The sequence below is a fragment of the Marinomonas primoryensis genome (assembly GCF_013372285.1).
Lineage (GTDB): Bacteria > Pseudomonadota > Gammaproteobacteria > Pseudomonadales > Marinomonadaceae > Marinomonas > Marinomonas primoryensis.
In genome coordinates, this window is sequence record NZ_CP054301.1 from 755,339 (window position 1) to 772,375 (window position 17,037).

Annotated in this window: 17 protein-coding genes; 7 read left to right on the forward strand and 10 right to left on the reverse strand. The window is 43.2% G+C overall.

Annotated elements, in window-relative coordinates; all coding sequences use genetic code 11:
• Positions 1–27: 27 nt before the first annotated feature.
• Positions 28–438: an acyl-CoA thioesterase gene (locus MP3633_RS03440; RefSeq protein ID WP_176334485.1), complete on the reverse strand. Its 411-nt coding sequence runs from the start codon at positions 436–438 to the stop codon at positions 28–30.
• On the opposite strand from MP3633_RS03440, the gene MP3633_RS03445 reads away from it, so the two are divergent.
• Positions 437–1,462: a DUF3080 family protein gene (locus MP3633_RS03445; RefSeq protein WP_244959806.1), complete on the forward strand. Its 1,026-nt coding sequence runs from the start codon at positions 437–439 to the stop codon at positions 1,460–1,462. The genes MP3633_RS03440 and MP3633_RS03445 overlap by 2 nt on opposite strands.
• 2 nt (positions 1,463–1,464) lie before the next feature.
• Here MP3633_RS03445 and MP3633_RS03450 read toward each other — a convergent pair whose 3' ends face one another.
• The gene (locus tag MP3633_RS03450; RefSeq protein WP_176334486.1) at positions 1,465–1,788 is read right to left on the reverse strand and encodes a hypothetical protein; all 324 of its coding nucleotides are present in this window, start codon (positions 1,786–1,788) and stop codon (positions 1,465–1,467) included.
• Positions 1,789–2,109: 321 nt separating this feature from the next.
• On the opposite strand from MP3633_RS03450, the gene MP3633_RS03455 reads away from it, so the two are divergent.
• From MP3633_RS03455 to MP3633_RS03470, 4 genes are all read left to right on the forward strand, one after another.
• Positions 2,110–3,174 carry a GGDEF domain-containing protein gene (locus MP3633_RS03455; protein ID WP_112136881.1) on the forward strand — a complete coding sequence of 355 codons (1,065 nt, stop codon included), beginning with the start codon at positions 2,110–2,112 and terminating at the stop codon, positions 3,172–3,174.
• A 103-nt stretch (positions 3,175–3,277) separates the two neighbouring features.
• Positions 3,278–4,252 (forward strand): glucokinase, encoded by a 975-nt coding sequence (glk, locus tag MP3633_RS03460; protein WP_176334487.1) that lies wholly within the window; start codon positions 3,278–3,280, stop codon positions 4,250–4,252.
• 19 nt (positions 4,253–4,271) lie between these two features.
• On the forward strand, positions 4,272–5,747 hold the full coding sequence (gene zwf, locus MP3633_RS03465; protein WP_112136885.1) for a glucose-6-phosphate dehydrogenase: 1,476 nt from the start codon (positions 4,272–4,274) through the stop codon (positions 5,745–5,747).
• A gap of 22 nt (positions 5,748–5,769) precedes the next feature.
• Positions 5,770–6,396 carry a bifunctional 4-hydroxy-2-oxoglutarate aldolase/2-dehydro-3-deoxy-phosphogluconate aldolase gene (locus MP3633_RS03470; protein ID WP_176334488.1) on the forward strand — a complete coding sequence of 209 codons (627 nt, stop codon included), beginning with the start codon at positions 5,770–5,772 and terminating at the stop codon, positions 6,394–6,396.
• An 88-nt stretch (positions 6,397–6,484) separates the two neighbouring features.
• Here MP3633_RS03470 and MP3633_RS03475 read toward each other — a convergent pair whose 3' ends face one another.
• The 5 genes from MP3633_RS03475 to rpsU form a co-directional block, all read right to left on the reverse strand.
• Entirely contained in the window at positions 6,485–7,891 is a 1,407-nt protein-coding gene (locus MP3633_RS03475; RefSeq protein ID WP_176334489.1) for a PhoH family protein, read from the reverse strand.
• Between the two features lie 335 nt (positions 7,892–8,226).
• On the reverse strand, positions 8,227–10,065 hold the full coding sequence (rpoD, locus tag MP3633_RS03480) for an RNA polymerase sigma factor RpoD (RefSeq protein WP_176334490.1): 1,839 nt from the start codon (positions 10,063–10,065) through the stop codon (positions 8,227–8,229).
• 114 nt (positions 10,066–10,179) lie between these two features.
• The gene (dnaG, locus tag MP3633_RS03485; RefSeq protein ID WP_176334491.1) at positions 10,180–12,153 is read right to left on the reverse strand and encodes a DNA primase; all 1,974 of its coding nucleotides are present in this window, start codon (positions 12,151–12,153) and stop codon (positions 10,180–10,182) included.
• Positions 12,154–12,157: 4 nt separating this feature from the next.
• Entirely contained in the window at positions 12,158–12,604 is a 447-nt protein-coding gene (locus MP3633_RS03490; RefSeq protein WP_176334492.1) for a GatB/YqeY domain-containing protein, read from the reverse strand.
• A gap of 140 nt (positions 12,605–12,744) precedes the next feature.
• Positions 12,745–12,960: a 30S ribosomal protein S21 gene (gene rpsU, locus MP3633_RS03495; protein WP_009835737.1), complete on the reverse strand. Its 216-nt coding sequence runs from the start codon at positions 12,958–12,960 to the stop codon at positions 12,745–12,747.
• Positions 12,961–13,364: 404 nt separating this feature from the next.
• Between rpsU and tsaD the strand changes: the two genes are divergently transcribed.
• Both tsaD and folB read left to right on the forward strand, forming a co-directional pair.
• On the forward strand, positions 13,365–14,402 hold the full coding sequence (gene tsaD, locus MP3633_RS03500; protein ID WP_176334493.1) for a tRNA (adenosine(37)-N6)-threonylcarbamoyltransferase complex transferase subunit TsaD: 1,038 nt from the start codon (positions 13,365–13,367) through the stop codon (positions 14,400–14,402).
• A gap of 1 nt (position 14,403) precedes the next feature.
• Entirely contained in the window at positions 14,404–14,769 is a 366-nt protein-coding gene (gene folB, locus MP3633_RS03505; protein ID WP_112136899.1) for a dihydroneopterin aldolase, read from the forward strand.
• An 11-nt stretch (positions 14,770–14,780) separates the two neighbouring features.
• Here the strand turns inward: folB and MP3633_RS03510 are convergent, their stop codons facing one another.
• Genes MP3633_RS03510 through MP3633_RS03520 form a run of 3 tightly spaced genes read right to left on the reverse strand, consistent with a single transcriptional unit; the run spans position 14,781 to position 17,029 of the window.
• Complete coding sequence (locus MP3633_RS03510) at positions 14,781–15,878, reverse strand: tRNA nucleotidyltransferase/poly(A) polymerase-related protein (protein WP_176334494.1); 1,098 nt, start codon at positions 15,876–15,878, stop codon at positions 14,781–14,783.
• Positions 15,879–15,884: 6 nt separating this feature from the next.
• Positions 15,885–16,205: a thiosulfate sulfurtransferase GlpE gene (glpE, locus tag MP3633_RS03515; protein WP_112136903.1), complete on the reverse strand. Its 321-nt coding sequence runs from the start codon at positions 16,203–16,205 to the stop codon at positions 15,885–15,887.
• A complete protein-coding gene (locus tag MP3633_RS03520) occupies positions 16,202–17,029 on the reverse strand; it encodes a symmetrical bis(5'-nucleosyl)-tetraphosphatase (RefSeq protein WP_176334495.1) in 828 nt (275 codons plus the stop codon). Before MP3633_RS03520 ends, glpE begins: the two co-directional genes overlap by 4 nt.
• Between the last annotated feature and the right edge of the window lie 8 nt (positions 17,030–17,037).

Below are 17,037 nucleotides of genomic sequence, written 5' to 3' on the forward strand. Positions count from 1 at the left end.
ATCACTTACTGTTTTTCATAAGGTTAATTACTGGGTATTTTCGTCATTAAAGATAGGGGTTGGCTTCTTATTTTCATCGACGGCGACAAAGTTAAAATGTCCTGTTATAGCTTTTGTGCGTTTATCACTGTCTAGTTGTTCGAGAAAAATAGACACTTCTACCTTTAGGGATGTTCGCCCAACGTGAACAACACGGGCAATTAATTCTATCAAGATTCCAGAAGGGATAGGTTGTTTGAAATCGATCTGCTCTGTCGAAATGGTCACCATCGTTTTTCTAGAAAAACGCGTTGCTGCAATATAAGCCACTTCGTCCATCCATTGCAGGGCGATGCCTCCAAATAATGTGTCATAGTGATTTGTTGTGGCTGGAAACACCATTTTAGCGACACGTGTTTCTGATATTTCTTCACGTTTTTGAATGAGTAGCTTGTTCATGTTAGTAAAACCCTTTCTTACTATGATTCTGTTGAGCAGCATTATACTCGTTGCCTTTAGTGGTTGTGATACTCGTTTTAAACCGGAGACTGTTTTATCGGGGTATGTAACAGATTTAAATCGTTCTCAGTCCCTCTCTATTCCTTCACCAGCAATTGTAATGCCAATTAGCTTGCCTGCATTACGAGATCGTCAGAAAGTGTTATCCACATTTGACATTGGGTTGTTAGATTTTTTATCTCTGCAGTATTGTGATGTTGGTATGGTAGCGGGTAAAAAAAACAGTATTCTTGGTAAGGTTATGCCTGATAGTCAGCGGTTCTTGTATGAACTGGATATTATCCGAGCTATTGAATCATGTGATATTACGGATGTGAACTTGGCGAAAGAGTTGGGTCGAATGGCCCAACAAAAGCGTCTTGAGTTGCCGGTGGCTTTTGGAAACGCGCTTTTTAATGGCGCGGAGGGGAAAGCATTTTTTAGTTTGTCGAATGGTTTTCTCCCTCTGGACTATTCCTCCGCCGACCAGCAGGCGTTATTGGGCGCGTTGCACCGTTTGGTTGATATAGGAAAAGGTCTCAGTGATTTACCGAAGGTTGATACAGCGGTATTCGAAGGTGATTTGAAAACATTAATGGGCAGTGAATATGCTGGAAGACTGCTGTACACATTAGCCCAAATAACACGTTATTTAAGGTCAGTATCGAATGAGGTGGGTGGATTGGGTAGTGCTTCATGCGGACCTTCTATGACATATATTAAGCATCAATTTGAAGTGCATTACGTCAATATCATTCAGCCTTACATGGGCAGAATAAATCACAGTGCGTATCAAGTTTTGCCTCTTCTTAATCAATTGGCCGAGTTGAGTGCTCCGCTGAGTTTTGAAATGTCGGTCTTTTTAAATCAACTTTCATTGACTAAGTCAGGCAGTGAGTGGCTACGGTATCAGCAATCTTCTCAATCACATGCTAAAAACTGGAGTCGTTTGTTTGATTTGTGTGCTATTTCACTTAAAGGATAAATTTAGATTCGTATATTGATTTGTTGCTCTAAACTTTCAACCGCATCGTATTGGTAAGCGGGACCTTCTGCTAATGGCTCGAAGCTTAGTGCCTTTAATAAGGCGATATTCGCAATGGGGTTTTCTTCAATACTGTGGGAAAAATACATTGGACGAGTAATGGCATGCGGTTGATGAAAACTCAATGTGTCAGGTGTATTTATTAATGGTGGACCTGGCTGATTAAACAAACTCATTAATAAGGCGAATTGAGCATTGCCAGAAACCGGTTTGCCCGCTTTACTACTTTGGGTTACCTGTGTTTCAACAATTTCTCTGATATTCATCTAGATGCCTATTAAATTATCTACGATAACGCTATCGGCACAGAGCGATTTTTCTTAAAGAAAACAGTGAATTAATTAGAAAAACTGCACAAGTGATATACGGGCGTTATTGCCATTTGCTCAATACGGGCGAAATAGAATTTTATTGCGGTTGTTAAATGTTATTTTTTGTATGTAGGTTCATCAAAATTTGTTCAATGTGTGGCTCAAACTGTATAAGCATCGTACTATAAAGCATTATAGATCAACTGTATTTTTAGGATCTGTTGCTTTAATTAAGACAAGTGAGCCGTTTTATATCAGTACGGTGAGGCATAGTGAATGCATGATATCAATGAACTGATCGACAATGTTAGACGCAATGAAGAGATCGCGCGCAAGTTTTTTGAAATTGAGCGTTGTATTCTTTCGATTGGTCGTTGTGATCAGTTCGTTTCCACGTTAACCAAGGAAGTGCAAAAACAATTTAGAGTACCCTATGTTTGGGTGAACCTGATTAATGAAGCGCCTTTGTCTCATCTGATAGAAAGCTTGGAAAAAATGCCCGATCTACGTGATCGAGTCTTGTTTACAAGGCGTCGCTCCATGATTGATATTATTAAATCCAGTAATAAAACGATCTTGGTTAATACAAACTTAAGTCGTTGTTGGGAGATTATTCCTGCTGCATATCGCGATATTATTTCTTCCGTCGCAATTTCACCGTTGACTATTGATGGTGAGTTGGTCGGATTATTTTGTCAGGCAGATTCGGACAGTACTCGCTACGACGCCACAACAAAAGATACCTTTCTACTTGATCAGTTAGCTATTAAAATTTCGATCTGTCTGAGTAATGTGACGGCCAGAGAAAAACTCGAATACCTAGCAACGCGTGATCCCTTGACTGGCTTGTTAAACCGTCGACAGTTAGAACTCATGTTGGATCGTGAATTTGCAAGATCTAAGATGAAAGAGCGTGACTTAACGGTTGTATTTATTGATTGCGATGCCTTTAAATCCATTAATGATACATTGGGTCATAATTGTGGTGATGAAGTTTTAGAGTATATTGCTAAGCGGTTGTTAAAGTACGTTCACAAGCAGGGGTTGGCTTTTCGTTTTGCAGGTGACGAATTTGTCTTTGTGATGCCTGGTAAGACTTATGAACAAGCTTTGTTAGTGGCAGAATCAATTCAAGAATATCTACAATCTAATCCTTTAAGGTATAAATCTAATCTTGTACCTATTACTATTAGTTATGGTGGTGCAAGTGTTATGTCTGATGCGCCCGTTAACTACAAGCATCTGCTGAAAGTGGCAGATGAGCGTCTCTATGATTATAAAAACAACCGTAAAAGATTGGTGCCGACGAAAGTCTTTAAGTTTTTAAATAGGCTTAGATAGTTTTTGTAATTTTATTACATTATTACGCTTTCCTATCAATTTTTCGGTATTTTTCACCTCATTTTTGTTGTAAAATTTCAAAAAAATCAAATAGGGTTCGTTTATGTCCCATGCTTTAATCGCTGATCTTGGTGGAACCAATGCGCGTTTTGCTTTAGTTCCTATCGGTCAATATGAGCCTCAAGAAGTAAGAGTGTTTCCTTGTGATAATTACGAGAGCTTTTTTGATGCTGCCGCTGATTATATTGAGCACTGTAGTGTTGATATGGATAAAATCGAAGCGATTGTGTTGGCGATTGCGGGCCCTGTAAATCAACCAGTAATCCGCTTTTCAAATAACCCATGGCACTTTACCCGTGCAGAAGTACAATCCTATTTTGGCGCTGATAAAGCCGTTGCGTTATTGAATGATTTTGATGCCGTTGGGCATTGTTTGGAAATTCTTACCCCGCAAGATATGGTTGTTATTGGCGAAAGCTCGGTAGTTGATCCTAAAGGCGCTTGCTGGGTGGTTGGTGCCGGAACTGGGTTGGGTATTTCTTGTGTGGTCCCCCAAGATAACGGCCCTAATATGGTTTTGCCTGGAGAGGGCGGTCATGTCGATTTGTCGGCTTGTAACGAAATCGAAGATGATATTTTGAAATTTCTACGTACTCGTCATAAACGCGTATCTGCGGAGCGTGTTTTATCTGGAATGGGGCTGGAAAATATATACGAAGCTTTGGCTTTGCGTGAAGGAATTAAGAGACGATTAACCGCACCTGAAATCGGTGAAGCACTAAAATCCGGCAAAGACCCTATTGCTGAAGCTGCTTTAGAGCAGTTTTTTGTATTTTTAGGTCGAGTTATTGGAGATCTTGTTTTGTCGATTGAGTCTCGCGGTGGTGTTTATATTGCGGGTGGTATTGTCCCTCGTTATTTGAATGAAATCCTTAAAAGTGGTTTTCGTGATGCGATGCAGGACAAAGGTCGTATGAGAGCGTTAGTTTCACCTATTCCGACTTTTGTTGTGATATCTGAATACCCAGGTCTGATGGGTTGTGCCTGTTACGCGTCCTATCTTGTGTCGAAAGCCTAGATTAGTTGGAGAATAAAGAATGAAGGCCAGTTTAAAAGCCTGTGATGTTGTAATTTTTGGTGGCGGTGGCGATCTTGCTATGCGTAAGTTGCTCCCTGCTTTGTTCCATTTAGATATGGATGGTTTGCTTGCTCCAACGACCCGTATCATCGGTGCTTCAAGACGGGAAGTGAGCACTGAAGAGTATCAATCAAAGATTCGAGCTGCGCTTGATGAGTTTGTACCTTCTAGCATCGGTGATGAAAAAACATGGCCGCGCTTTAAAGAGCGTTTAAGTTATATTTCAGTAGATGCTCAGCAAGAGTCTGATTTCTCTCGATTGAATGATCACAGTGTTGGTAGTGATAATCGAGATGTTGTTTTTTATCTTGCAACATCACCTGATTTATTCGGTTCTATTTGCACGTCATTAGCGGCCCATGGTTTGAATGCGGATCGCATGCGAGTGGTTCTTGAGAAACCACTTGGTCGAGATCTAATTTCCTCTCGCGCGATTAATGATGAGGTAATGAAAAACTTTAATGAGCAACAAGCGTTCCGTATAGACCATTACTTAGGTAAAGAAACTGTACAAAACTTGCTGGCGATCCGTTTTGGTAACACGCTTTTTGAGCCTTTATGGGACAGCGCGCACATTGATAACGTGCAAATTACCGTGTCTGAAACGGTTGGAGTTGAAGGTCGTTGGGGCTATTACGACAATGCTGGTGCGATGCGGGATATGGTGCAAAACCATTTGATTCAACTTTTATGTTTGGTGGCAATGGAGCCGCCGGGTCGAATGGATGCTGATTCAGTTCGTGATGAAAAAATTAAAGTGCTAAAAGCCTTGCGTCCTATTACAGGCGCTAATGCTTATAATAAGACCGTGCGTGGTCAGTATGCGAAAGGCATGATTAAGGGTAAAGACGTAAAAGGTTATTTTGATGAAGAGGGTAGTAACCCGAACTCAAGAACCGAAACGTTTGTTGCATTACGTGCTGATATTGATAACTGGCGTTGGGCTGGCGTGCCGTTTTACTTAAGAACAGGTAAGCGTTTAGGTCAGCGTTATTCTGAGATTGTTATTCAGTACAAGGCTGTACCACACAGTATTTTTAATGATGAAAGTAATCGTCAGTTACAGCGAAATCAGCTCATTATTCGTCTTCAGCCGGAAGAAAAAATTTCTTTAACAGTGATGAATAAAGTGCCTGGTGTGAGCGAAGGGATGAATCTTCAGCCTGTTGATTTGAACTTAAGTTTGACGGAAGCGTTTATGGATAAGCGTAGTCCAGAAGCTTATGAGCGATTACTGTTGGATGTGATGCGCAACGATGCCACTTTGTTCATGCGTTATGATGAGGTGGAGGCAGCTTGGAAGTGGGTAGACGGTATTATGTCTGCTTGGAGTCAAACCAGTGAGCGACCTAAAGAATACGCTTCTGGTTCTTGGGGGCCTGCCGCATCGATGGCGTTACCGATTAAAGACGGCCGTAATTGGCATGATTATTAGGTCTTAAAATAAGGAAAATACGATGACAACTTCTTATACTGCAGAACAAGTAATGACGGCGACACCAGTTGTCCCTGTTATTGTTGTGGATGATGTGGCACAGGCCGTGGCATTGGGTAAAGCGCTTGTTGCAGGTGGCGTGCCTGTATTGGAGGTGACATTACGTACGCCGGCTGCTCTAGAGGCAATTACAGCGCTTCGTAAAGAAGTGCCTGATGCTATTGTGGGTGCCGGTACAGTTTGCTCTCGTGCGCAATATATTCAAGCTATTGAAGCGGGTTCACAGTTTATTATTAGTCCGGGAATGACCGCCGATTTACTGGCTGTCGGTAAAGAATACGATGTACCTTATTTGCCAGCGGTCGCGACTATCTCAGATGTATTATTAGGGATGGAATACGGTTACGACCACTTTAAATTCTTCCCTGCTGAAGTGAATGGCGGTATTAAGGCATTAAAAGCATTTGGTGGCCCATTGCCTCAGATTAAATTTTGCCCAACGGGTGGTATTGGCGCGAACAACTTCCGCGAATACTTGGCGCTTCCAAATGTGCTTTGTGTTGGCGGTTCTTGGATCGTTCCGACAGACCTTGTTAAAGCGGGTAAATGGGACGAAATTACTGAATTGGCAAAATCTGTCGCACAGTAATCCTATCTTAGGTCGAAGCAGTATTATTAAAAAGGGAAAGGCGTTGGCCTTTCCCTTTTTTTTGTTTTTTATTTGCCTCAGTTCCTGCTTATAAGTTTTCTTCGGCAAACTCGGCGAGTCTGCTGCGTTCTATGCCATTCACATGCATGATACTGGCGTATTTAAAAGATTTGGATTTCTCTACTAAATAAGTGAGACCTGAGGTGAGAGGGGTTATGTATTTGTTGTCAATTTGAGCCAAATTTCCTAGTACTATAATTTTTGAGTTGCTACCAACCCGAGTTACGATTGATTTTAGCTGGAACTGTGTTAAACCTTGAGCTTCATCTATGATTATTAGAGCGTTGTTAAAGGAGCGTCCTCGCATAAAATTCAACGATTTAAACTGTATATTGGCTTTTTGTTTTACGTAATCAATACTGCTGAACGAGTGTTCATCCGCGCCGTGTAGAATCTCTAAGTTGTCGTCAAAGGCGGCCAACCAAGGCGCCATTTTTTCTTCCTCGGTTCCGGGTAAGAAGCCAATGTCTTCTGCCATTGGCGGTGTTGAACGGGCCACAATGATTTTATTGAAACGCTTCTCTTCCATTGTTACTTGAAGGCCATACGCTAGAGCTAGTAGGGTTTTACCTGAGCCTGCAGGCCCCGTCATGACCATAAGGTCTGAGTTCTCATGGCGTAATAGGTAAAACGCCATGGCTTGCTCTAAATTGCGAGGAAGGATGCCCCAGAAATTTTGATTCATCAGGTGTTGTTTGTTGACGTCGAGTAAATAAACAAACTCTTGATCGATGTTGACCACAAAACCAATAAAATCTTCATCATCAATGACAAACATGTTGAGATGTATTTTTGATAAATGGCTTTTGTTAACGACATGAACGGTATGTCGGCCGTGAGCTTCCGTTTTTACGCTGTCTAGGGTCGACCAAAAGCTGCCCGTAAACTGAATATAGCCTTTACTCATCAAATCTAGATCATCAAGCACTCTGTCTTTTCGGTAGTCTTCTACGCGCTCAAGTCCTGACCCCTTTGCTTTAATTCGCATATTAATGTCTTTTGTCACAAGGCAGACAGAAGATCGTGGGTGAGTGGCTTGTAAGCTTAGGCCGACATTGATGATGCGGTTGTCATTGGCGTGATCGTGGTTGCCATTTAAAAATGGGATATTGTCAGTGAGGACGATTTGTTGATCTGGAAAAATGGCCAAAGAGCCTTCGCTGCGTTGGTGCTGATTTTTGTCTACATCATTGCTGACGATACGGATAGGCACTCCGGCCTGAAGTTCGCGAGGAGAGGCATCACCGACGATTTTATCAATGGTGTTAATGGCGACACGTGCTTCACGGCTAACGTCCTTGTCTCGTCTATCTTTAATGACATCGAGCTCTTCAAGAACGGTCATCGGTATGACGACTTTATGCTCAGCAAACGCGTAGATAGCCAAAGGGTCGTGCAATAGTACATTAGTGTCCAGAACGTAGATTTTTTCCATAGATGTTACTCCTGTAGTGAACATGACTTTTTTTTTGAAGAGCGAATAAACGAACTAAACAAAGGGAGTTTTTTTTGTTTGTGAGGGTTGAGTACCTAATGCAGTAATAAGTGAGCCAGCTGGAAATTATTCCCGCTTGAGGTGGGTGGGGGGGGGATGTGTTTTGATGGTGATTATGGTTTTTTAGCAAGCTAAGCCTCACTGTCTTTATCCATACTCTAATTACAGTGTATGACAGTTTTGTTGCTACTGCTGTTTTAAGATGGTTTTTTTCAAAAGGGTAGGTATAAAAAAACCGCTGTTTTTGACAGCGGTTTTTTTGAATAAAATTTTATTTATTCGTCTAGGAAGCTTCGTAGGTGTTCTGAGCGACTAGGATGGCGTAGCTTGCGCAATGCTTTAGCTTCTATTTGACGAATACGTTCACGAGTAACGTCAAATTGTTTACCAACCTCTTCAAGAGTGTGGTCGGTATTCATGTCAATACCAAAGCGCATACGCAGTACTTTTGCTTCGCGAGCGGTTAGACCTGCAAGCACTGTTGTCGTAGATTCACGTAAGCCTTCAATCGTTGCTATATCGATAGGTGATTCAGCGCCATCGTCTTCAATGAAGTCACCTAGGTGTGAATCTTCATCGTCACCGATAGGTGTTTCCATCGAGATAGGTTCTTTCGCAATCTTCAATACTTTGCGGATCTTGTCTTCAGGCATGTCCATTCGGGCAGCCAATTCTTCAGGTGTCGCTTCACGACCCATTTCCTGAAGCATCTGACGAGAGATACGGTTTAGCTTGTTTATTGTTTCAATCATGTGCACCGGTATACGAATAGTGCGAGCTTGGTCAGCGATTGAGCGTGTGATTGCTTGACGAATCCACCAAGTGGCATACGTTGAGAACTTATAACCACGACGATATTCGAACTTATCGACTGCCTTCATTAAACCAATGTTGCCTTCTTGTATAAGGTCCAAGAATTGTAGGCCGCGATTGGTGTATTTTTTCGCAATCGAAATTACCAAACGTAAGTTGGCTTCAACCATTTCTTTCTTCGCACGACGAGATCGAGTTTCCCCGATAGAAATGCGGCGGTTGATTTCTTTTAATTCGGCAATTGTTAGGCCAGTGTCTTTTGAAACGGCACGAAGTTTACGCTGGCTGCGCATAAACTCAGGTGAGTTTTCTTCAAGCGCTGCCGCGTAATCCGCACCAGAAGCAATTTGTTCTTTTAGCCAATCAGGATTGGTCTCATTGCTTGGGAAGCGCTTCAAAAACTCCGTTCTTGGCATACCTGATTTGCGTACACAAACTTGCATGATAAGGCGTTCTTGATCGCGAACTTTTTCCATGCGAGAGCGAACACGGTAAACTAAATCATCAAAAATCTTAGGAACCAATTTGATCGGAGCAAAACTGATGCTTAATTCTTCTTGTTTGCTACGAACGGCAGGGTCTTGTCTATCGCTATTTTCTAGCAAGACTTTAAGTTCGTTGTATATGCGTGCAATGTCGTTGAAACGTAGAGCGGTTTCTTCTGGATCAGGACCGTTATCTGTCTCTTCTTCCTCGTCGTCAGCGTTGTCGTCATCGTCAGCATTGTCTGCGGCGTCTTCTTCGACTGGAGGCTCTTCAGGAATCAATTCTTCAAAAACAGGTTCTTCACCATCACCGTCAATGAAACCGCTAAAAATATCACTTAAACGGCCTTCTTCTTCCTGTACTTTTGCGTATGCGTTAAGCAATACGTCAACGGCGCCAGGGAAGTAGGAAATAGCAGACATGACTTCACGCGTACCTTCTTCGATACGTTTTGCAATGGCGATTTCGCCTGCACGAGTCAATAGCTCAACGGTACCCATTTCACGCATGTACATGCGGACAGGATCGGTTGTTCTGGTGATGTCGCCTTCTACGGCAGCTAAGGCCGCGGCTGCTTCTTCTGCAGCGGCTTCATCGGTAGAGTCGCCTTCTTCCATAAGAAGGCTATCTTTATCTGGTGCAACTTCAGAAACCGTAATGCCCATGTCGTTGATCATGGCAATGATTTCTTCTACTTGCTCCGGGTCTGAAAGGTCATCAGGGAGGTGGTCATTAACTTCAGCAAAAGTTAGGTAACCTTGTTCTTTACCCTTGGAGATCAGCTCTTTGAGACGTGACTGTTGAGTGTCTGGCATTCGACAACCTATCGTTAGAAATTCATTTGGGAGTTTAGCAAGCCGCGGATTATAACAAAATTTATCACTCTCATCCACTTAATCCTATCTTTTCGAATAAAAAATAAGCGTCTTTTAGTGTTTTTTTTGTCTGATTAAATCCATCAAATTCCGCAGTTCTTGCTTGCTACTGCTATCCTTTATGGATTCATTTCCTTTGCTTTTCAACCGTGCGATGGAACTATTTAAACCAAGGTTCTTTTCCATGGCTGAGACCATATCTAGCACTTCTTGTTGTGCGTTAGTGATTTTTTGCTTGGTTGTGGCATCTTGGTGGTTTAAAAGTGCGTAAATGTTCGTAATGGTGGATTGATCTACCATTTCACCAAGTAGGTGTCCTGTGTTCTTTGTGGGGTATTTTGCAAAATATCTCCATATTTTACAGAAGATTTGTAGTTCTTCATTTACTTGGTTGACCAGTGGGTCAGGAAGATCAATGTGCTGCGCTATGTGTGGGTGAAGGAGCAAACAAAGTGAGGCTTGCTTTATGCGGCTAAGGCTGGAGGGGGCAGGAGGGAAAAACGCTTCCTTTTCTTTAAATTTATTAAATTTACCGTCTTTTTTAAAAGTCGATTTTTTATTGCTCTCATAATGGCTTGGTGCGCTACTGTATTCATGATTCGAATAGCTGTCGTATTCATCATAGGCTGGCGCGTAATGCTCTTCATCGTTGCCAGTATGTGGAATGTGTTCGTTTGTCGTGTTGTTCTGAGTGTCGCTTTGGTTATTGGCTGATGGTCTTTGCTTGGGAATTGATGTGTTGCCTAGCGTGTCGCTATCAATCCCAGATTGTTCACTTAACTGCCGAATAAGCACGGAGCGAAATGTAAGCTCTTTTGGTATCTGCTGGATCATGCTCATGGCGTTACGAGTGAATTGAGCTTCACCTTCTTCGTCACCAAGGGTGACTTGGTTTCTAGCGTGTTCAAAGAGGACGTGAGAAAGTGAAGAGGCGTCTTCCAATCTTTTGTTAAAGGCTTCTTTGCCTTCTTGCCTTACTAATGAATCAGGGTCTTCGCCCTCGGGTAAAAACAAAAAACGGATTTGTTTTTCGTCTTGCATAACAGAGAGGGAGGCTTCCAGCCCGCGAATGGCGGCTGAGCGTCCAGCTTTATCGCCATCAAAGCAGAGTACAACCTTGCTGACCAGCTTGAATAGCTTGCGTATGTGTTGGCTATTGACCGAGGTGCCTAGTGTGGCGACGGCGTTAGTAATGCCGTGTTGAGCTAGCACGATGACATCCATATAGCCTTCAACCACGAGTATTTGATCGAGTATTTGGGTGTTTTGTTTTGCTTCAAATAAGCCATAGAGTTCTTGGCTTTTCTGAAAGACAGGCGTTTCAGGGGAGTTCAAGTACTTGGGTTTTTCATCGCCAAAGGCGCGCCCGCCAAAAGCAATCACTCTCCCGCGGGAGTCTCGTATAGGAAAGATGATGCGATCACGAAAGCGGTCGTAATAATGGCCTGGTTGCTCTTTCTTCTCAACGAGCATCCCTCCTAATAAAAGCTGTTCTTGGCTTTCGGCGCGAGTGCCTATTTTTTTGAGGAGATTGTCCCAGCCGGATGGGGCAAAACCTAGGCCGAAAACTTTGGCTATTTGACCAGATAATCCGCGATCTTTCGATAAATAATCGGTGGCCTTCTTCTTATCGGGGTGTTGGGTAAGTTGCTGTTGATAAAATTGAGCGCTTTCTGATAGGCGCTTTAGTAGTTCGGCGTTTTGCTCGTACCGGTCCGGTGCGCCTTGCTCTCTGGGGACTTCCATGCCAGCATCTTTGGCAAGTGCTTCAATTGCATCAACAAAATCCAGATGATCATGTTCCATCACAAATGAAATGGCGTTGCCGCCAGCACCGCATCCAAAGCAATAGTAAAACTGTTTGTTCGGATTTAGGCTGAATGAAGGGCTTTTTTCATTGTGAAAAGGGCATAGGGCGCTATAGTTTTGACCTGTTTTTTTTAGGCTGATGCGAGACGCAACCACATCGGTTAGGTCGGTCCGAGCGAGAAGCTCGTCAATAAACTGATCAGGAATGCGCCCCGCCATACTATTAGCCTAATTGTGATTTTACTTGTTTGCTGATTTGCGCCATATCGGCACGACCTTGTACTTGTGGTTTAACAATGGCCATTACCGCGCCCATCTGCTGCATTGAGCTGGCGCCAGTTTCTTTGATAGCCGCTTTGACAATCTCACCAACTTCATTATCAGTCAATGGTGTTGGTAAAAACTCGCTGATGATCAGCATTTCTTCTTGTTCAATTTTAGCTAGGTCTTCACGATCGCCATCAAGGAACTGCTGATTAGAGTCTTTGCGTTGTTTGTTCATTTTATCTAGGACAGCCAATACACGTGCGTCATCCAATTCAATGCGCTCGTCGATTTCGATTTTTTTGCATTCAGATAAAATGGTTCGAATAACGGTTACGCGCTGTTTCTCTTTGGCGCGCATAGCGGTTTTTAATGTATCTGAAATGTGTTTTTTTAAGTCTGACATAGGATCCTCTTTATTTTCTGGTAGGCAAATAAACAAAAAAAACGGCTAGTTTGTTAACTAGCCGTTTTTTATAAGCCTAAATGCAAGGAGCTTCTAGGCAAAACATTTGTTTTTAGCAAATTGCCAAACGGCAGATTGGCCTAGTACAAACGTTGGAATTTCTTCTGTTCACGAGAAACTTTCTTAGCGTGACGTTTTACCGCTGCTGCTGCAGCACGTTTGCGAAGAGTTGTTGGTTTTTCGTAACATTCGCGACGACGAACTTCTGCCAAAACACCTGCTTTCTCGCAAGAGCGTTTGAAGCGACGAAGAGCGATGTCAAATGGTTCGTTATCTTTTACTTTTACTGCTGGCATGTTATTACCTTTAATAATTTTTTTAAAGTTTAAGTATTCACAAAAACGGCGTGAATCATACCCGTATTTAATGGGCTTTCAAAGCGCGCTTTTGTTGAACAGAGTGTGATCTAAAATAGATCGATTTTTCTTACTCTGGACAGACTGTGGTCGCGTCTGTAACTGTACATATTTTTTCAAGAGTTGTGTTTGAGTCGCCATATCTGCTTACTTAGGAAGCTATGTGCCAAACGAGAAAAATCACCTGCCTTTTAATTTAAACATTGAAAACGCGCGCATTATAATGCTTCCGCTAGACTTTGTCTAATATCATTTGCGCTTGTTAGTTTAAGGAGGTTGTCTTTGCTCTGCAACGGGAGGGAGATAAGGTACAATGCGTTCAAATTATTGATGAGATTGCTCTAATGAAAGTATTGGGATTAGAAACCTCTTGTGATGAGACGGGGATCGCTATTTACGATACCGAAAATGGTCTATTAGCCCACAAAATTTATTCTCAAATTGCTCAGCATGCAGAATACGGTGGAGTGGTGCCAGAATTGGCATCTCGTGACCATGTACGGAAAACATTGCCGCTGATCGATGAAGTGCTGCAAGAAGCTGGTATGAAAAAAGCGGAGCTCGATGCCATCGCTTATACCAGTGGTCCGGGCTTGGTCGGAGCATTAATGGCAGGTGCGACTATTGGTCGTTCATTAGCTTATGCGTTGGGGATTCCTGCGTTGGGCGTGCATCATATGGAAGGGCATCTTTTAGCGCCTATGCTTGAAGAGTCACAACCTGAGATGCCTTTTATCGCATTGTTGGTTTCTGGCGGTCATACCCAGTTAGTCCGAGTTGATGGTATCGGTGAATATCGTCTTTTGGGGCAGTCATTAGATGATGCTGCTGGTGAAGCGTTTGATAAGGCCGCCAAAATGATTGGCTTGCCGTATCCGGGTGGGCCGCAAATTGCTGCATTAGCAAAACAGGGTAACCCTAAATCGGGTCTTAAATTCCCGCGTCCAATGACGGATCGCCCTGGTTTAGACTTTAGTTTTAGTGGTTTGAAAACCGCTTTTTTAACGGCTGTGCACGCGGCACTAGACGATGATCGCTGTGATGAGCAATTTAAAGCGGACGCTGCGTTAGCATTTGAAACCGCTGTGGTCGATACCTTAGTGATTAAGTGTCGTCGCGCACTAGAGGCAGAAGGGTTGAAACGGTTAATTATCGCCGGTGGCGTGAGTGCTAATCAGCGTTTGCGTGAGCAGCTAGAAAGTCAGCTGAAAAAAATCAAAGCGAGTGTGTTTTATGCTCGACCAGAGTTCTGCACCGATAATGGCGCTATGATTGCTTATGCTGGTGCTCAGCGTTTGGCAAATGGACAATCGTCAGGGCTTAGTTTGTCTATTCGTGCTCGCTGGCCTTTGTCTGAATTACCACCCTTAAAGGAATCTTAATATGAAAGACTTGGTGTTTATTGAGGGGCTGAAGGCTCAAGCGGTTATTGGTGTTTACGATTGGGAAAAAAAGATTCAACAAGATTTGTTGTTTGATCTGGAGATGGAGCACGACAATCGAGTGCCTGCAGAGACCGATGACCTTGCTAAAACTTTGGACTATGAAGCTATTTCGAATTTCATTTTATCGTTTTGTGCTGAGCGCCAGTTCGAACTCATTGAAACCTTGGCAGAGCATTTAGTCGGCGACTTGATAGGGCAGTTTAAACTGAATGCGGTTACCTTGACTTTGCGTAAGCCTGGCGCTGTCGCAGCCGCTCAATCTGTTGGTGTGAAAATACACAGAAAATCCGCCGTTACTTATTAGCCTCGGACTTGTTAGTTGATAAAAGGTGAGAGCTTTTTATCCAGTGCGTCGATTCTGGCTCTTTTTAGGGCTAGACCAAGCTCAGCCCCGTCAAAGCCTTGTTTCATCAAGCTGGCTGCATTGATGATCGCAATCGTTTCGCGAAGAGTTTGCCAGTCTTCTGGTTTACTATTGGTTAGCTCACTTAAAACTTCAATTAATAATAAAAATGGTTGAGGTTTTTTGATGGCATTCACTGACATGAGCCAGCTTTCCCAATTCTCCGCGTTCATCGGGATGCGCTGATTTTCAATAAAAGCACGTACTTGTTCGGCAAGGGTTTTGAACTGATTAGGGCAGCGGATGCGTTGGTGTAATTGACTTAGTTCCGTGAGTGGGGTGTGCTTTCCAAGAATGGCCCAGCGTTGAGCGGGCGTGAACTCTGCGTGACCTAGGCTATCAACGATGACTTGATTGTCCGTCCAAATAAACCCTGGAAAAAGTTTGTCGAGCGCGTTTGCTTCTTTTAGAACGGTAAAAAACACATCGGCATGCTGAGTGTTTAACGCTTTTTCAAGTTCCTTCCAAATACGTTCCGCGCTTAATGCGGAAAGTTCTCCAGATGCACTGATGGTTTTCATCAAAGATAGGGTTTCAGGCGCGATTGTAAAGTCAAAATGGTGAAAGCGAGCGGCGAAACGAGCGACCCTTAATACGCGCAACGGGTCTTCTACAAAGGCATCCGAGACGTGACGAAATATTCGGTTGTGTAAGTCCTGCTGTCCATTGAATGGGTCTATTAGGTTACCATCTTGGTCCTGTGCTATTGCATTGATGGTCAGGTCTCGACGTTCTAAATCTTCTTCTAAGCGAATGTCGGGAGCAAAGTCACAAATAAAACCAGTGTAGCCTTCACCTTGCTTTTTTTCTTTGCGAGCAAGGGCGTATTCTTCTTTGCTTCTAGGGTGTAGGAAGACGGGGAACTGTTTGCCAACCTGTTGATAACCTTTCTGTTCAAGGTATTCTGGTGTGGCGCCTGTGACGACCCAGTCATGGTCGACAACAGGCAGTCCAAGTAGGGCGTCTCTAACGGCGCCGCCAACGAGGTAGACTTGGTAGGGGGTTGTCATGGTGTTCTAGTTGCCTGTTTCGCACTGCTCTGGGAACATAGCGCTCCATTGACTGAAGCCTCCGTTTAAGGAATAGACTTCTTTGAAACCTTGCGATGCAAGGTACTCTGCCGCTCCCTTACTGCTGTTACCGTGATAGCAGCAAACAATAATGGGCTGGCTTTTTTCGGCGCTATCAATAAAATTTTGTACGTTGTCGTTAGTTAAGCTGATGGCATTGGTCATATGGCTCGTTTCAAAGCTAACCAAATCACGGATGTCTACAATAGCGCCATTATTTTCAATGATCGGTAGGGCGTCTGAAATGTCGATACAGGTATAAGTCATGAATTCTTCCGGTTTATTGTACAAGGTGTACTAAAGCGTTGTCTGTCTTCTAGGCGTAAAGCGGTTAAACTTCCTCCCCAAACGCAGCCAGTGTCTAGTGCATGAACATGTTCCTGCTGGGTATTTCCTTCTAGGGCGGCCCAATGTCCAAAAACGATATGGCAATCACTAGGAACTTTAGTGGGGTAATTAAACCAAGCGGCATAACCTTTTGTTGCGGTACTTATGCCTTCTTTAGATTCTAAGTCGAGTTTGCTGTTTTCATCACAAAAGCGCATGCGAGTTAGATAATTTGTAATCGTTCGAAGGCGATCTGTGCCTGTGAGTTTGTCGTCCCATTGATTTGGCGTATTACCGTACATGGTGGCAAAAAAATCATCAACCGTGTCGGATCGAAGTTTGTCTTCGACCTCTTTGGCGAGCGTTTGCGTTTTTTTTAAATCCCAACAAGGTGGAATGCCAGCATGTGTCATGACGGTGTTGAGTTGCTCGTCGTAATGGCACAAAGGTTGTTGGCGAAGCCAATCCATTAAGTCGTCACGATCTCCCGCTGTTAGGATTTCTGCAAGTGTGTCGCCTCGTTTTAGTTTGCCATGACCATATGAAACCGCCAATAAATGCAGGTCATGGTTGCCCAATACCACTTTCGTATTGTGGCCTAGAGACTTGATAAAGCGTAGCGTTTCAAGAGACTCCGGTCCTCGGTTAATAAGGTCACCCGCAAACCAAAGTTTGTCTTGATCTGCACGATATTGGATGTGTTCTAAAAGCTGCATTAAAGGTGTTAAGCAGCCTTGTAAGTCACCAATCACATAGGTTGCCATAATTTTTT

What these genes read in the sequence shown, in the direction of transcription:
- MP3633_RS03445 (WP_244959806.1), top strand. Translation starts at nt 437, where the DNA reads ATGTTAGTAAAACCCTTTCTTACTATGATTCTGTTGAGCAGCATTATA.
- MP3633_RS03440 (WP_176334485.1), bottom strand. Translation starts at nt 438, where the DNA reads ATGAACAAGCTACTCATTCAAAAACGTGAAGAAATATCAGAAACACGT.
- MP3633_RS03450 (WP_176334486.1), bottom strand. Translation starts at nt 1,788, where the DNA reads ATGAATATCAGAGAAATTGTTGAAACACAGGTAACCCAAAGTAGTAAA.
- MP3633_RS03455 (WP_112136881.1), top strand. Translation starts at nt 2,110, where the DNA reads ATGCATGATATCAATGAACTGATCGACAATGTTAGACGCAATGAAGAG.
- glk (WP_176334487.1), top strand. Translation starts at nt 3,278, where the DNA reads ATGTCCCATGCTTTAATCGCTGATCTTGGTGGAACCAATGCGCGTTTT.
- zwf (WP_112136885.1), top strand. Translation starts at nt 4,272, where the DNA reads ATGAAGGCCAGTTTAAAAGCCTGTGATGTTGTAATTTTTGGTGGCGGT.
- MP3633_RS03470 (WP_176334488.1), top strand. Translation starts at nt 5,770, where the DNA reads ATGACAACTTCTTATACTGCAGAACAAGTAATGACGGCGACACCAGTT.
- MP3633_RS03475 (WP_176334489.1), bottom strand. Translation starts at nt 7,891, where the DNA reads ATGGAAAAAATCTACGTTCTGGACACTAATGTACTATTGCACGACCCT.
- rpoD (WP_176334490.1), bottom strand. Translation starts at nt 10,065, where the DNA reads ATGCCAGACACTCAACAGTCACGTCTCAAAGAGCTGATCTCCAAGGGT.
- dnaG (WP_176334491.1), bottom strand. Translation starts at nt 12,153, where the DNA reads ATGGCGGGGCGCATTCCTGATCAGTTTATTGACGAGCTTCTCGCTCGG.
- MP3633_RS03490 (WP_176334492.1), bottom strand. Translation starts at nt 12,604, where the DNA reads ATGTCAGACTTAAAAAAACACATTTCAGATACATTAAAAACCGCTATG.
- rpsU (WP_009835737.1), bottom strand. Translation starts at nt 12,960, where the DNA reads ATGCCAGCAGTAAAAGTAAAAGATAACGAACCATTTGACATCGCTCTT.
- tsaD (WP_176334493.1), top strand. Translation starts at nt 13,365, where the DNA reads ATGAAAGTATTGGGATTAGAAACCTCTTGTGATGAGACGGGGATCGCT.
- folB (WP_112136899.1), top strand. Translation starts at nt 14,404, where the DNA reads ATGAAAGACTTGGTGTTTATTGAGGGGCTGAAGGCTCAAGCGGTTATT.
- MP3633_RS03510 (WP_176334494.1), bottom strand. Translation starts at nt 15,878, where the DNA reads ATGACAACCCCCTACCAAGTCTACCTCGTTGGCGGCGCCGTTAGAGAC.
- glpE (WP_112136903.1), bottom strand. Translation starts at nt 16,205, where the DNA reads ATGACTTATACCTGTATCGACATTTCAGACGCCCTACCGATCATTGAA.
- MP3633_RS03520 (WP_176334495.1), bottom strand. Translation starts at nt 17,029, where the DNA reads ATGGCAACCTATGTGATTGGTGACTTACAAGGCTGCTTAACACCTTTA.